The 15,343-nt window shown below is 39.8% G+C and carries 10 protein-coding genes; 5 read left to right on the top strand and 5 right to left on the bottom strand.

What is annotated here, in order from left to right:
- Window positions 1-263: 263 nt before the first annotated feature.
- Window positions 264-1,352 (bottom strand): 3-deoxy-7-phosphoheptulonate synthase, encoded by a 1,089-nt coding sequence (locus AC2SLT_RS05695; protein ID WP_486546673.1) that lies wholly within the window; start codon window positions 1,350-1,352, stop codon window positions 264-266.
- Window positions 1,353-1,736: 384 nt separating this feature from the next.
- Here AC2SLT_RS05695 and lpxB point away from each other — a divergent pair, with 384 nt between their 5' ends.
- Together lpxB and AC2SLT_RS05685 are read left to right on the top strand one after the other, a co-directional pair.
- Entirely contained in the window at window positions 1,737-3,032 is a 1,296-nt protein-coding gene (gene lpxB, locus AC2SLT_RS05690) for a lipid-A-disaccharide synthase (RefSeq protein WP_486546672.1), read from the top strand.
- 120 nt (window positions 3,033-3,152) lie between these two features.
- A complete protein-coding gene (locus AC2SLT_RS05685; protein WP_486546671.1) occupies window positions 3,153-4,169 on the top strand; it encodes a ribonuclease HII in 1,017 nt (338 codons plus the stop codon).
- Between the two features lie 144 nt (window positions 4,170-4,313).
- Here AC2SLT_RS05685 and AC2SLT_RS05680 read toward each other — a convergent pair whose 3' ends face one another.
- From AC2SLT_RS05680 to AC2SLT_RS05665, 4 genes are all read right to left on the bottom strand, one after another.
- A complete protein-coding gene (locus tag AC2SLT_RS05680) occupies window positions 4,314-7,154 on the bottom strand; it encodes an esterase/lipase family protein (RefSeq protein WP_486546670.1) in 2,841 nt (946 codons plus the stop codon).
- Window positions 7,155-7,370: 216 nt separating this feature from the next.
- Window positions 7,371-8,285 (bottom strand): tetratricopeptide repeat protein, encoded by a 915-nt coding sequence (locus AC2SLT_RS05675; protein ID WP_486546669.1) that lies wholly within the window; start codon window positions 8,283-8,285, stop codon window positions 7,371-7,373.
- Between the two features lie 376 nt (window positions 8,286-8,661).
- The gene (coq7, locus tag AC2SLT_RS05670; RefSeq protein ID WP_486546668.1) at window positions 8,662-9,303 is read right to left on the bottom strand and encodes a 2-polyprenyl-3-methyl-6-methoxy-1,4-benzoquinone monooxygenase; all 642 of its coding nucleotides are present in this window, start codon (window positions 9,301-9,303) and stop codon (window positions 8,662-8,664) included.
- A gap of 445 nt (window positions 9,304-9,748) precedes the next feature.
- Complete coding sequence (locus AC2SLT_RS05665) at window positions 9,749-11,266, bottom strand: L,D-transpeptidase family protein (RefSeq protein ID WP_486546667.1); 1,518 nt, start codon at window positions 11,264-11,266, stop codon at window positions 9,749-9,751.
- 647 nt (window positions 11,267-11,913) lie between these two features.
- On the opposite strand from AC2SLT_RS05665, the gene prmB reads away from it, so the two are divergent.
- The 3 genes from prmB (at window position 11,914) to AC2SLT_RS05650 (ending at window position 15,250) form a co-directional block, all read left to right on the top strand.
- Entirely contained in the window at window positions 11,914-13,008 is a 1,095-nt protein-coding gene (gene prmB, locus AC2SLT_RS05660) for a 50S ribosomal protein L3 N(5)-glutamine methyltransferase (protein ID WP_486546821.1), read from the top strand.
- Between the two features lie 137 nt (window positions 13,009-13,145).
- Complete coding sequence (gene aroC, locus AC2SLT_RS05655) at window positions 13,146-14,258, top strand: chorismate synthase (RefSeq protein WP_486546666.1); 1,113 nt, start codon at window positions 13,146-13,148, stop codon at window positions 14,256-14,258.
- A 395-nt stretch (window positions 14,259-14,653) separates the two neighbouring features.
- Window positions 14,654-15,250, top strand: coding sequence for a nitroreductase family protein (locus tag AC2SLT_RS05650; protein WP_486546820.1), 597 nt, complete (start codon window positions 14,654-14,656; stop codon window positions 15,248-15,250).
- Window positions 15,251-15,343 lie beyond the last annotated feature (93 nt).

The following is a 15,343-nucleotide window of genomic DNA, read 5'->3' as shown; positions in this document are numbered from 1 at the left end:
GACCATTCATCCCTTTTTAACTTTGGAAAGGTTAGCTCCCTTCCTTTTCCAAAGGAAGGGTTGGGGATGGATTTTTAACCCAAATAAAAACAATTTCTGACAAAAACTCTTATCCCGAATTAAGGTTAAAAACAGTCTATTGAAATAAAAATGCCTAACTTTACGTTAGGCATTTTTTGTATCTAATAGTGCTTAATGAGTGTAATAGACTCTAAGCCAGCACTGTAATGAACTGCTAATGTTAGCGTTATGAATTGCTTATATTAGCGGTTTGGTAGCACGTCTTTAATAGTATTACGAAGGTTGCGTAATGAGGCAACCGTACTGTCCCAATCTAAGCAGCCATCGGTAATAGATTTGCCGTACTCTAATTCGCTAGGATCACTTGTAAGCTTCTGGCTACCCCCCTTTAAGTGACTTTCAACCATGAGACCCATAATAGACTTATTTCCATGACTGATTTGTTCTGCCACATTTTGAATGACCATGGGCTGAAGGTACGGATCTTTGCCAGAGTTGGCATGGCTAGAGTCGATCATAATCTTGACTTTGGCATTGCCTTTTGCAAGCTCATTTTCAGCTTCTTCGACAGAAGCTTGGTCATAATTCGGTTTGCCATTGCCACCGCGTAATACCACGTGAGCATAAGGGTTGCCTTTAGACTTAATGATGCAAACTTGACCATCAACGGATAGGCCTAAAAAGTTATGACCTGATTTAACGGCGTTCATAGCATTAACAGCAACGGTCATACTGCCATCAGTCCCATTTTTAAAACCAACTGGACAAGATAAGCCAGAGCTCATTTCACGGTGAGTTTGGCTCTCAGTCGTACGTGCGCCAATGGCAGACCAACTGATCAAATCCTGAATGTACTGAGGGGTATTAGGATCTAAGGCCTCAGTGGCACAAGGTAGACCTTTCTCATTCAAATCGAGCAATAGCTTACGTGCCATACGTAGACCTTTTTCGATATCAAAGCTATCGTTCATATCAGGATCATTAATTAGACCTTTCCAGCCCACAGTGGTGCGAGGCTTTTCAAAATAGACCCGCATCACGATATAAATACTATCTTTAAGCTCTTCGGCAAGCTGAGCTAATTTATCTGCATATTCATGCGCCGCTGTAATGTCATGGATAGAGCAAGGACCGACCACGACTAATAAGCGTTTATCTTTACCGTCCAATATATTTTGAATGGTCGTACGCCCTGTTAAAACCGTATGATAAGCCGTTTCAGATAGTGGATATTCGGCTTTTAAGTTAGCAGGGGTAATTAAAGGTATAAACTTTTCAATATTCACGTCGTCAATGTCTGCTGTATGAGAAGTATTTAAATGAGTAGTCATATATAGAGTGCCTAGTTTAAATTAATATAAATATATTTTTGTTAATTATTTGTCGGTATAGCAATAGGTCAAATAAGTGGAAGTGAATATTAACGAGTGAGTTTACTACTATATTTATCATGACAGGTTTAAAATATAACCGTTAGAGGATTTATAGTAAAATCAGCAAAGTTAATAACTTCCCTTGCATTAAGTTTATTATGGGGTGTTATTCTATGATTGACAAGTATAAAGCGTGCGTAAATAACTTATAACTGGAATAGGCAAGATAAAACTTTGTTATACTTTATTGCATAAACCTAATTCTATGAACTTTAAAAAACTTATCTAGTTTTAATAACGTCTTTTTAATAACCTAATTATTATTTTTAAGTAGAGTTTGCTATGTTAGCAAGTGCGACAAGCCAGCCTAAATCATTCAATCAGTCTGCCGATCAGACCAAGCCTTTGGTTATTGGTATCGTAGCGGGCGAGGCGTCTGGAGATAGTCTAGGTGCTGACTTTATGGCGCAGATGAATGATCTGATCGCAGATGTGGTATGGGTTGGGGTGGGTGGTCCTAAAATGAAAGCGCAGGGATTGCAGTCTTTATTCCCTTTAGAACGCTTAGCGGTTATGGGGCTCGTTGAAGTCTTAGGGCATTTGCCAGATTTGTTAAAAGCTCGAAAAGAATTAGTCACTGCCTTTACCAAAGCGGATATCGATTGGTTTATCGGTATCGATGCCCCTGATTTTAATCTGAGAGTTGCCAAAAAGTTAAAGCCCAAGGGTATCTTTTGTGTACAGTACGTTAGTCCCTCTATTTGGGCATGGCGAGAGTCTCGTATCAAGACCATAAAACAAGCCACTCATCTGGTGTTGTGTTTATTTCCCTTTGAGCTTGAGGTGTATCAGCGTCATAATCATCCTGCCATCTGTGTCGGTCATCCATTATTAAACAATTTACCTCAAGAGTTACTTGAGTTATCAACACACGAACAAAGACGTGAACTGGTCTGGAATAATTCGGAGCTTAATAGTTTTTTCGTTAATCGAAAAGAAGATATCAGTCTTATGATATGCCTGATGCCAGGCTCAAGGCGCTCTGAGATTAACGCCATTTTACCCTTGATGCTAGATGCTGTCGCTCGATTGCTATTAGTGGATGAAGATCTTTGCTTTGTTATACCAACGGTTGATAAAAACCATCAATATATTGTGCAAGACTTGATTGATCGACAAAATGAATCGTTACGCCGGGCAGTAGCGGTCGCTTATGATGAGAGCCAAAGCGAATCCGACTTTAGTCAGTCAATTATGGCCATGTGCGATATGATTGTCTTGGCCTCAGGTACCGCGACATTGGAGGCGATGCTGCTCAGTCGCCCGATGGTTGTGGTGTATCAAATGAATAAGCTAACCTATGCCGTCGCTAGTCGTTTGGTCAAGGTGCCTTATGTGGCACTACCTAATATTTTAGCAGGCGAGCAAATTGTACCAGAGTTGCTACAAGATGAGGCAAGTGGAGACAGTATATGCCGAGAAGTGACCCGTTTGATGAGTCCTAGAGTCTATGACCAGCAAATGTTACGCTTACAAGAGACATCAGATTGGTTAAAACGGCAAAGCAGTCAAACACCGGTTTCAGCAGTAGTTAATACATGGCACGACTATTCAAACCATCATTTAAACAGTCAATAAGCCAGTTACTTAAATAATTAAAAAGCCAGTCACTTAAAGGTTTAATAGACAGTTCAACTAAGTTGTCATCCTTTTTGAGCTATTAACCTAAACGTTTTATAACGGTAGCCCAATTCTATTATGAGCCATATTCAATTTGAACTTGATCACCTGCCGGCAGTGACATCGGATACTCAGGCAGGCTTGCCACTACCGTCATTATCCTTCAATAAGCCCATAATTATTCAGGGTAATATGAACATCGACGCCTTACTTAAAGACATTAATGCCCACTTTCTAAACATTGCTGACGCAAAATCTAGTGTTATAGCTATTGGTTCGCAAGATAGTAGCCTTTTAAAAGATAACGGGCTTTCGCATGATAACGGGATCTTCAAAGGTAGTACTATTCAGCCTTATCAGATAACGATAGGCATAGATGAAGTAGGGCGAGGGCCGTTGTATGGCAGTGTGGTCGTAGCAGGGGCTATATTACCCAGTAAGTTATCAGCTGAATTAACTGCTAAAACTAGCGATAATGTATTAAATGATACAGTACTATCAAAATTGACAGACTCTAAGAAGCTGACAGAAGCGAAAAGAGAAGCACTCTTTGAACCAATAAAACAACACGCGTTAGCTTATATGCTAGTTGACGTACCCTCAGCGGTCATCGATCAGATTAACATACTGCAAGCAACCTTACTTGGCATGCGTCTAGCCAGTGAACAACTTATGGTTGAGTTAGCTAAAGCAATAAAAACAACTGTTATAGCGGACAGCCAGATTTCAAGTGTTTCGTCCGCTATTCATTTTAATCTATTGATTGACGGCAATAAAATTCCTGATTTAGATAGTGGCTTGCTGGCACAGCACGGTATTGGGAGTGAAAAAGGGTATCCTGTCAATTCTGAAGCTTGGATAAAAGGCGATGGTCGACATACGGCCATCGCCGCCGCCAGTGTATTGGCAAAAGTGACTCGAGATAGACAAGTTGTCAAAGATGCCAGTATGTATCCTGGGTATGGCTTGGAAGGTCATAAAGGCTATCCGACCAAATCTCACGTCGATGCGATCAATAGGCTAGGGGTATTGCCTCAACACCGAAGAAGCTTCAAACCTGTGCGAAACGCAATTGAGAATCGCCCTAAAGGTTAATCCTTTTATACCAAATCTAGAATGTAACCTATCCTTAAAGACAGATCAAATCGCATCAAATCAAACGTTACAAAGAGTAGGTTCAGCAGGCCTAACTGAGCCTAATTTAGTTTAACAATGTCCGGTTGTTTAATACATAAGGTATTATTTATCTATGGGATGGTCCTTTAAGTGTTGGTGCAGTATTTTCCGTAACGTTAAAATCGCTTCGGGTGATTCTTGAATACCATGACCTCCTGAAATAACGGTTTCACTTGCCGCACCATCTAAGTGAGAGCTACCATAAGGAACAATGCCATCCGATATACTTGGTGTAACAGCTTCTGCAATATCTTCCGTTAAATTTCCTGCTGGTGGGAGATTCATATCAGAGCCAGTTTTATTTGAGCCAGTTTTATTTGAGCTAGGTATATCAGAGCTAGTTTTATCTGAGCTTCCTTCCTCAATGTCAGCCATATCCTCTAACTTAAAGTCATCCTTCTGAGTGCTGTCTAAAGTGCTGTCTGATTTTCTACTCTTCTCAGCATTCAGAGAATTGTCCGCTGGCATGGTTTCATTAAGCTCACCATTTTCATTATTCTTATTATCTTGCGAACTATTAGCTGTTAATGCCGCGTTTTCATCCCGTATTTCAGGTGGTTTTGAGGAAGATAATGCTGTATCAGGGGCGGAAGTAATTTTCAGCTTTAACAGTCCTTGGTATAGATCTGAATCGCGATTAGCAATAATAGAGTGATAGGTGACATTATCAGCAATGTGCAAATCAGCGGTTAATTTCATAAACGAGGATTTATCGCTGAGTTGACTGGCACCATTTTCGAAATAAAGCGCCCCTAATGGATTGGACACCAACTCACCTTCGGTAGCGATACTGGTCAAGTTACCTCGGATAGTTTGTGCAAAACCAATGGGCAACTGCACGATGCGGCGCAATAGACGTGTAAACCAGCGATCTGCAAAGTCTGTACCTCGAAAGGGCGCTGAGATGAATATTGCGGTATCAACACTGTCCAACTGTTTTAAGTGTAGTCTATTTTTGACGTTATATTGGTTTAACTGTTTATCCAGTAGCTTACTTAATTTTAGATTACTGTCACGTTCGGTAAGCTGATTAAAGTTCTCTTCCAAGTTTTGATTAGAGACTAACAAACGCGCGATGACGGCGCCCATGCTATGACCAATCAACACAGAATTATGACTGGCTACATGTTTATTATTAGGGTCATTTATTTTATATGCAGTTTCTATAAGCTCTTGTATTCTATAGCGGTTTTCTAATATTGGGATATTTGTAGGGTAGAAAATCTGCCAAACCTGATAGTTTTCGCGTAATTCAGTATCATTTGAGATATCATTAGTAACACTGACCCAAGCCGCAGGACTTGAGGCTAGACCATGTAGCATGATAATGATACGTTTATTGGGATCATATGGTTCGAGCATGAATAGCTGAGGTAGGGTTAATGTTTGTTGTTTGGCGAGAAGGTTGAAGTAACCCACATTACTTAGATGATTTTCTGCAAGCCATAGACCATAACTTGATGAAAAATTGGCTGCTAAATAGTAAGGCTGATTTAATATATCGATGGTCTTGGTATGATGTGGATTATACAGTCTAATATCATAGTTATTGCTGTCTAATACTTCTTTTAAAGTCTCACCTTTGGGAATAAGTACCCCGGTAATCAATAAATTACCGGTTAGATGAATTCTATCGATGGGGTTTTGAGAGTTTAGCTGTTTATCTTTAGCAGTCAATAAGCCTTTAACAGAGGTATTCAGACGTTCATCTAATAATGTCACGTAGCTAATACCAAACCCTTCACGCTCTACGATGGAATTTAATCCCGAAAAACTTAGGTCATGACTGGCATATATTTTATCAATGGTCTGGTTGTATTCTTGCGTATTCTGCAAGTATTCAGGCTCATTAGGTAAGTAAATGTCTATAGAGGTCGTATCAGGATTGGTAGCACTGGATGACAATATTTTGTTATTGTCATCCGACTTGTTATTGTTGTTTTCGTATTCAAGTTTGTTATGTCCTGCGAAATAAGGGTCTTCTGAAATAGGTGGAAAGGTAAAGTTTAAAACTTTAATCTGATCGCCATACTTTTCACCATTGGCATAGTCCAATCCATCCTGCATTGATGATTTTGCATAATGGACATTACTATCATCGATATAAGAGGTAATTTTGTCCACTTGCTGGCTATGATCTTTATTCGAATAGAGCTGTTTTATGAGGGCATCTGTCGCAGCGTCATAAACATCAAGGGTTTGGATATCTAGATTAGAGGGCAAATAATTTGGTTTTACAGAAATGTCTACATCATCTTCAGTACTAGAGCTGAGCTGTGGATAAAAAAGGTAGGCATAACTATATTTAACAGCCAGTAATAAGTTGTCTCGGTATTCTGTATTACATAGCCTTAGATAACGCACTCGATCCGCTTTATCTTCAGGAGACAAAGGAGCATTAGCGTAATAAGGATCAACGGGTGGACGTAATATTTTGTGAACGCAGCTTTCAGATTGTTCGATTTGCTTCGCTCTGGCTAAGTAAAGTTCTGCATAAAGGGCTAGCGACTCTCTACTATTTTTGTTAATAATGCCCTGTTCAACTTTTTTTAAACACGTATCAAAGTCAGTAAAGCATTCATCGCTAGGCACCCCAAATGATACTAATACGGAAGACGTCTTATTACTTAATGCATTTTTGGTAACAATATTATCTCGCTGTTGAACGATGGTTCTGCTTGAATTTTTTTCACTCACTGACACAGTGCTACATGACGCCGTCAATAAAAATCCAATAGCGAGGGAGGCACCTAGCAATAGACGTGAGTTTGAGGGCGTTTTAATACCTTTTTTATAAAATAACCTATCATTGATAGTCTCATTGAACCTGCGATTTGTGGCGTTTGGACTCGCCTTCCTCGTATGGTTGATTTCTAAATTTGGTATCAGATTCAAAATAGGCATAACGTTTGACTTTGAATGAATGTATTAAGGGGATGATTTATCTTAATGGTTTTTTAAGTACTAAGCCACATATAATAATAAAAGTATGGCATTAAAAAGCCACTATCGTTAAATAGTGGCTCAAACTTTAAAAGTCGCTTAAAAGTTAAAATGAAATTCTAGCGGGTTAGAGATATATTTTATACTAAGAAAAAGAATAAACACAAAAATATAACTTTACTGAGCCGCTAAATCCCAAATGTAATATTTACCAGACTCAATAATATTAATTTGCTGAGCGATAGTTGCATCGTTGGGATATTTTTGCTGCAACGTTTTTAATCGTGATAATGCTGCTGAACGATTGTCACTGAGCAAATCTGCTTGAGCCAAACTTTGTTCAGCCTCTTTATAATCTTGAGAGGCTGCCTTCAACAAATATTTTTTCCCTTCTTTAAATCCGCCGCCCTCTGACAACATCATGCCATAAATAAAGTTGGCCTCAGCACTATTAGGCTGTCTGTCAATTGCTTTAGCGATGAAAGTACTGCCGCGTACAGCATAGTCTGACCCTAGATCCAAATTACGAGCCATGCCGTTAAGTTTGGCTGCTCTTAATAAAACCTCGTAAGACGCATTTGGTTGTTCTGCGAATGGGCGTAACCACTGTTCAAGCTCTTTTAGTTTCTCTTTTGCATAATAACGATCAGAGGCAGACTTGAAGTTTGGTGGGTAGTGGCGAGCATTAGGGCTAATTTGTAAAATGAAGTCGTCTAGCAAGCTCACATCAAGCTGATCAGTTTGGCTGGTGGTTGTTTTAGGAATGATTACAGTAGGAATGTAGCTAATATCTGAAACGTTAACGCTAGGAGTGGGTATACCTGATAAGCGAGTTTTAGTAATGTCAGTCGCATTATGTAACTGATCTTTCTCAAGCTCTTCAGCGCTATAAGTCGATTTATGGGGACCAGTTGATACAGCTATAGCAGCGCTGTTATTGACCATAGGCGTCTCGCCAACTTGAGAGCTTGGGCTATTTGTCGTACTACTACTAGAGGTACTTGGTAGAGATTGACAGCCAGTCAGTGTCAATACAAAAAAAATGGCGCCTGAAAGAGCTTTAGTCGTAAACTGCATGTTCTCTTTTCTCATTCTTAGATCCTTATCGTGAAAATAATTTAAAGTTTTAAAATTATGATTTTCAATTCATTTGGATTGATAAGTCAAACACTAAATAAGTTAGGTTAGCCTATTCAATATTGAAGGCTAACTAATGAAAACGTTGACTTACCAAAACCGATTACAAATGTGACCTATAAGATAGCAACTTTAAACCCTGCAATATAGAGTACCGTTGTAACTAAGTGCGATTAATATTAACCAATATATATTTATGAAATGTATTAATTTATATTTTCTAGGTGTTTTAGTGAACAAGGCACATTTAAAAAACCATACATTTAAAAAAACCATACATTTTAAGCTATTAGGAGTCCTAATATTTTAATGTTTAACAGACCATAGTTTTTTACAAATGATATGCCACGTTTTTCATGCGATTTGCCATCCAGCGCATGGATACTCTGACGGGTGCAGATAATGCTTTACCACCATGATTTATCGCGGCATGTCGGTGCTCTAGTTCCTCGATATTCATTTGAGCTAAAATCTCTTTACTACGCGTGTCCTGCTCTGGTAATTGAGAGATATGATCTTGTAAGTGTTCACTGACTTGTGCTTCTGTTTCCGCCACAAACCCTAAGCTAAATTCGTCAGAAATAAGACCAGCAATCGCACCCAAACCAAAAGATAGGCCATACCAAACAGGGGTAAATACACTGGGATGACTACCCAGCTCATCTAGACGAGTCTCACACCAAACTAAGTGATCTACTTCTTCATCAGCAGAGTGTTGCATGGCTTGCCGAACTTGATCGTTTTTAGCCGTGAAAGCCTGTCCATGATATAACCCTTGCGCACAGACTTCCCCCGTGTGATTGATACGCATGAGTCCTGCCACGTGCCGTGACTCATTAATAGTCAATTCGGGCAACGACTCAGAGCTAACAGGTAAGGGGCGGGCTGTTTGATTGGAGTGAGGAATTATCGATCGTAAACTACTGTCGAATCCTACAATTGCGCGATCTATAAAACTTAAATGTTTTGCCATGATGCCCTCTACAATTTATGCTTAATCGTATGAGTAGAATGAAGTGTATTTATTGTTTTTTGAAAAATTTGATATTACATTTAACCGAATTATTGTTCTATATCAATAAATTTTTAATACAGTAGAATTATTAAAAGCTTTAATATTAAGTCTTTAAAACCTGGTGTTTAAAACAAAGCTTCAATGCTTAAATGATTCAGTGCTTCAATGCCAAGTCTTTAATACAAGATTTGAGCTCATAGTGGCTATGAGCTCAATATTGTTTTAGCAATGAAAGGTTATTAAAAGATTATTAAAAGATTAAAGATAAAGTAAACAAAACAAGATGTTATGTCTGATAAGCGCCTTAATATGAAGGTTCTTCGCTAGTCAATAGAGCGCCTATTAGTTAGTGTTTTACTATAATAATAAGTGTTTTACTATAATAAGTGGTTAAAGATTCCAATTATTTAAGATCAACCTTCGCACCATTGACAATATTGGCATAAACCTCTAACACGTCCCAGTTAGTCAAACGAACACAGCCGGCAGAAGCTTGACGGCTAATGCCTTCAGGTACCGGAGAGCCATGGATACCGTAGGAAGGTTTTGAAAGTCCCATCCATACGACACCGACAGGGTTATTTGGCCCAGGTGGTAACATGAATACTTTTTGATCTTCTTTACCCTTATTAACAGTTGACTTATACCAAGGCATTTTCACCTTGTTGACAATCTTAAAACTGCCAGAGGGTGATGGCGTGCTGGTACTACCCACCGTTGTTGGATAAGTCGCTACTAGTTGATTACCGTTATAGGCATAAAGTGTTTTATCTGCTTTGTTAGCCACAACATGGTTAATACTTTGTTTTAAGGGGCTTCCAACGTTAATAACGGTGATGGTTTCACCTGCGACATATTTTTTGCCTTTATTCAGCTTTTCAAGATATCGGACATCCATATGAAAACGCTCACCGAACATCTCTTGAATATTCTGATAATACAATCCCTTCATCTTAGATTTAGCCTCAGAACCGGAAGGAGTAGAGGCAAAGTTTGTATTAACGTCATCTTTAGTAATCGTATATTCAACTAAAACGGGTTGATTGGTATCGATATTTCTAGTCAGTTCGTTCCAAGTCGCTGTGTCCATTTTCCCTGTACTAGAGAGCCCGCGCATCGTTTGAAAGTTAGCCAATGCTTTCTTACTATTCATGCCCCATCCCCCATCAATAGGTCCAGGAGAAGCATGATTCCAATCTAATAAAGCCTGCATTTTCACCGTCATCGCCGTATTTTTTCGCATATTAGGCGACCAAACTGCACCATTTACGGCGCGAGCATAAGTAGAGAGGTTAGTGGTTTTATACACCTTACCATTTTTATTTTCGATGCTTTTAATGGAGTCATCATCGATAATAGAAGTGGCAACGTCTACAGCCTCTCCTGAGTCTTCATCACTGCTACTTTGTTCAGCAATCTCTTCATTGACGCGCTCTTCAACGACTTCACTGTCATTCATATTACTATCATAGACATTGTCATTTGTTTCAAACTCGGCATCACTTAGTTCAATATTATTATAAGAGGTTACATCATCAGCCGTAGACGAGGACGAGTTAGCCGCGTCTGGATCGGTCACTACTGAACGTGTTTGACGATTTTGATTGGCTTCATCAGTCTCATCAATCAATCGTTGTAAACTATCAACCGATGGGTTGTTACCTTGAGAATTGGTTTGATTAAGCTCATTGTATTCAGTACGTAAAGATAGGGTAGGTAATTGGGTGACCTTTACCTTATTAACTGAGTTATTTATTGAGTCAGCCGTATTAGTTGCAGCATAAGAAGGGCTGCATAGCATGAAGCTACTCAGCATAAATAACCCAGTGGTGACTGCTGACACCGAAAGTTTAGGTGTTGAACAGGTTTTTAAAGTTTTAGCGTTATGAGGATTGGAAATCGTATTTTTGGTCATAGTCATAGGAGTATTCACAATTAAATTTGTACTGCTATTATGCGACGAAAATTGTTAACTGGCAAATTATTACCACAAATTCAAATTTAATAGCAACAATTGTGCTATTTTATCCAAAGTTAGAGATCAGGGTTTGTTGAATATTACGCCTATAGATTAATAGACTAAGCGTAAGAATAGTCAGTGATAATTTATCAATTTATGTTCTAAACACTTATCTATTTTCATCGGCAATAGTCTGTATATTATAGACCCTAATATCGCAAAATTTAGCTATAATGTCCCTCACACCTCCTATTTAATTATAGTCGGCGAAAGTATGAATAGTCACGGCGTTAACCTCGTTAAGCCTACTGCAGTAGTACTTGCACTTGGTTATCTTGTGACTACTTTAAAGTTCTTTGACTATACTAAACTCATCTTGTTACGCGGATAACGAAATAATTATGCCAACTGATAATACTCACACACCAAGTCGTCAACAAACGTCTCAACCAACTAATGAATCCGTCAGTCACACAGAACATAACTCGTCACTGACTCATGTAGATAAATCACTGGCTCATGTAGACAAAAAGTTAGAGAATACATTAGATCCACAAACCTTGTTATCAAATATTCAGAACAGCTCTTCTAATAAGGTAAGCTCTAATATGAATTATTCTGATGGCATAGACAGTTTATCATTAGACGCTTTAGCGGGCGATGGAGAGTATGATCGTTTGCTGGCAGACTGTGATGAGGCAGCTCACTCGTTATTGACTATTCGCGACTATATTCGTTTCTGCGTGACTCAGCTTCGCAATTATGATGTGGTCGTTGCTCAGGGCACAAACGATGTGTTTGCCGAAGCTGCTGCTATCGTACTACATCCTTTGTCTCTAGATTGGAATGCCGATGATCAGATTTTAGAATGCCGATTAACCCCCTCAGAAAAGGGGGAGATACTGTCACTGTTACAGTCGCGTATTATCAATCGTCAACCCTTAAGCTATCTGGTTAATTTAGCCTATTTTTGTGATTTGCCGTTTTATGTGGATGAAAGAGTGCTGATTCCTCGTTCACCCATTGCAGAATTGATCCGTCAGCAGTTTTATCCCTATTTTGAAACCAATCAATTTGCCCAACCCTTAGGCCCTGATTCTACAGCGGATATTCCGTCTTTTCATTTACATGGTTTAGAAGATAAACAACTGTACCAACCTGAAAGAATATTAGACCTATGTACAGGGTCTGGATGTATTGCAGTGGCGTTAGTGAGTAGATTTAGGGATGCCTTAGTAGATGCCACAGATATTGATACATCTGCTCTTGAGGTGGCTGCGGTCAATATAGAACACCATGGTATGGACCATCAAATCAATTTAATTGAATCCGATTTGTTTGAAAAACTCCCTGCTGAAAACCAATACGAATTAATCGTCACCAATCCGCCTTATGTCGATGCCGCAGCAATGGCAGAGCTACCCCCTGAGTTCATCCATGAGCCAGAGCATGCGTTGGCTGCCGGACAAGATGGTCTGGATTTGGTGCATAAAATATTATATGAAGCGCCAGACTACTTAACGCAAGAAGGCTTACTTATCTGCGAGGTAGGTGACAGTGATTGGGCGTTACGTCAGGCTTACCCTGAGATTCAGTTTAATTGGTTGAGTTTTGCCCGAGGGGGTCACGGGGTTTTTGCCATGGATCGAGACGAGTTAATCAGTTTCCGTCATTTATTTGAAGCGCAAGTAGCTCGGTTGTAATTTAGCTAGTCAAAGCTACAGCATTAACATAATATTAACTTAGATGACCGTACGACTATAAGTGCTGAATTTAAGGCAGGTCAATAGCAATTAGTTTATTAAATTCATTAAATGTTAAATAAAATTGAGCATTATCTATGGCTGGAAATAGTATAGGACAAGTATTTAAAGTAACGACAAGTGGCGAGTCTCATGGACCGGGTTTGATGGCTATTATAGATGGTGTACCTCCCGGTTTGGCGTTAACGAGTGACGACTTACAAGTTGATTTAGATCGACGCAAACCAGGTACCTCTAAATTTGCGACTCAACGCCGTGAACCTGATGAGGTAGAAATTATTTCAGGTGTCTTTGAAGGTAGGACCACAGGGACGTCTATCGGCCTCCTTATTCGCAATACCAATCAAAAGTCAAAAGATTATACTGACATTAAAGATACCTTTCGACCAGGACACGCTGACTATACCTATAGTATGAAGTATGGCTTTCGTGACTACAGAGGTGGCGGCCGCTCATCAGCACGTGAGACGGCAATGCGTGTCGCTGCAGGGGCCATTGCCAAGAAGTATTTGTTTGACAGATTAGGCATTCAAATCCATGGTCATGTGGTACAAATTGGCAACGAGACAACCGCTGCTATCGACTCACAAGCTATTGACTGGCAATTCGTTAATAGCAACCCATTTTTTTGTGCCGATGCGGATGCGATACCAAGATTTGAGGCGTTAATCACACGCTTGCGTGCAGAAGGAACCAGCTGCGGGGCGAAGCTTGAGGTTATTGCTTCAGGTGTCCCCGTGGGATTGGGTGAGCCGGTTTTTGATCGTTTGGATGCCGATATTGCCCATGCCATGATGAGTATTAATGCGGTTAAAGGGGTTGAAATCGGTGATGGGATGCGCGTCGCTGAGCAATTTGGTCATACGGCTCGTGATGAGTTAACCCCACAAGGATTTACCGCGAATCACTCAGGAGGCATTTTAGGTGGTATATCCTCTGGTCAAGATATCAAGGTAAGTATTGCACTTAAGCCTACTTCTAGTATTACAACACCCGGAAGAAGCATTAATCAACAAGCTCAGCCTGTCGATATGTTAACCAAAGGACGACATGATCCTTGCGTAGGGGTACGGGCAACACCTATCGCCGAAGCAATGCTTGCTATCGTCTTACTGGATCACTATTTGCGTCATCGTGGTCAAAATGCGGATGTTAAGCAGCCGTTAGAACCTATAGAACCAAAGTTATAATTGTGCTTTGCGCCGCGGTACAAGGTTCAAGGGCCTTAAAAATTTTAAAGAGTGTGATGCTAAACTCAATAAGAACTCACTGCTAAGTAACGGTTTGGTAAAGGCTATTGCAATCAAGGCGTTCTATGACAATATATTAACTGGATGCTATATTTAGCACGTACAATTATTTGGAATACACCCTTTAGGACGTATTGGACTGTGAACGTGTTGTATTTAGAAAAATAGCACGCTAACCATACAGATTTAGATGATAAACATAAAAATATATAGAGGACTTTATGTCTGACATAGATAACCAAAAAAGAGCGGGCGCTTTAAACACGAATGCATCAGATAATGGATCATCCCATTCAGATTCTTCAAGTAGTGATAATAGCCTCAACATTGATAATATGGACCAAGATGCCGTTGTCACTGATGAGCAAGTCATTAATTGGATAAAATCACGTCGTAGCATTGGCAACTTAAGCATACCAGCGCCCAATCAATCCCAGCTTGAGACGGCCATTGAATGCGCCATGACAGCGCCAGATCACAAGCAATTACAGCCTTGGCGTTTTACCGTGGTTCAAGGCAATGCAAGAAATGAGATGGGTCGAGCGTTACTACAAGCTGCAAAAGCTAAGGCTGAGCGTGAAGGTGTTGAACTTGACCCGCGCACCGCTGAGAAAACTCAAAAAATGCCTCTGCGTGCTCCTATGATTATTACGGTAGTCACTCGTATGAGCTATCATGAAAAGGTACCGCCATTTGAGCAACTGCTTAGTGCAGGGGCTGCAGTACAAAATCTAATATTGGCACTTAAAGCACAAGGCTTTAGTACAGTATGGCGAACAGGACCTCTTGCAAACGAACCGGCAGTAAAAAGCTACTTTAATGTCAGTGGCGAAGATTATATTACCGCTTTTGTCTATGTCGGAACTAGCCACTGCGCCATGCCAAGTCGCAAAGAGATCGACATTACAGAGTTTGTTAACTATAACCAATAGCTTCTACAACGGATAAAATTTTACCAGACAAGGAGCCGTCTATGAAATTTCCTAAAAATAGCTTAAAAAGAGATAAAAGTTCTAATAATTCGG

This window comes from Psychrobacter sp. CX18 (genome assembly GCF_057396215.1).
Note: the sequence above shows the minus strand (reverse complement) of the source record. Positions and strands in the feature narration are given on the sequence as shown.

Excerpts from the sequence above, each read along its gene's own strand:
- AC2SLT_RS05695 (WP_486546673.1), bottom strand. The coding sequence starts at position 1,352 with ATGACTACTCATTTAAATACTTCTCATACAGCAGACATTGACGACGTG.
- AC2SLT_RS05665 (WP_486546667.1), bottom strand. The coding sequence starts at position 11,266 with ATGACTATGACCAAAAATACGATTTCCAATCCTCATAACGCTAAAACT.
- lpxB (WP_486546672.1), top strand. The coding sequence starts at position 1,737 with ATGTTAGCAAGTGCGACAAGCCAGCCTAAATCATTCAATCAGTCTGCC.
- AC2SLT_RS05675 (WP_486546669.1), bottom strand. The coding sequence starts at position 8,285 with ATGAGAAAAGAGAACATGCAGTTTACGACTAAAGCTCTTTCAGGCGCC.
- AC2SLT_RS05680 (WP_486546670.1), bottom strand. The coding sequence starts at position 7,154 with ATGCCTATTTTGAATCTGATACCAAATTTAGAAATCAACCATACGAGG.
- coq7 (WP_486546668.1), bottom strand. The coding sequence starts at position 9,303 with ATGGCAAAACATTTAAGTTTTATAGATCGCGCAATTGTAGGATTCGAC.
- aroC (WP_486546666.1), top strand. The coding sequence starts at position 13,146 with ATGGCTGGAAATAGTATAGGACAAGTATTTAAAGTAACGACAAGTGGC.
- prmB (WP_486546821.1), top strand. The coding sequence starts at position 11,914 with ATGAATTATTCTGATGGCATAGACAGTTTATCATTAGACGCTTTAGCG.
- AC2SLT_RS05650 (WP_486546820.1), top strand. The coding sequence starts at position 14,654 with ATGGACCAAGATGCCGTTGTCACTGATGAGCAAGTCATTAATTGGATA.
- AC2SLT_RS05685 (WP_486546671.1), top strand. The coding sequence starts at position 3,153 with ATGAGCCATATTCAATTTGAACTTGATCACCTGCCGGCAGTGACATCG.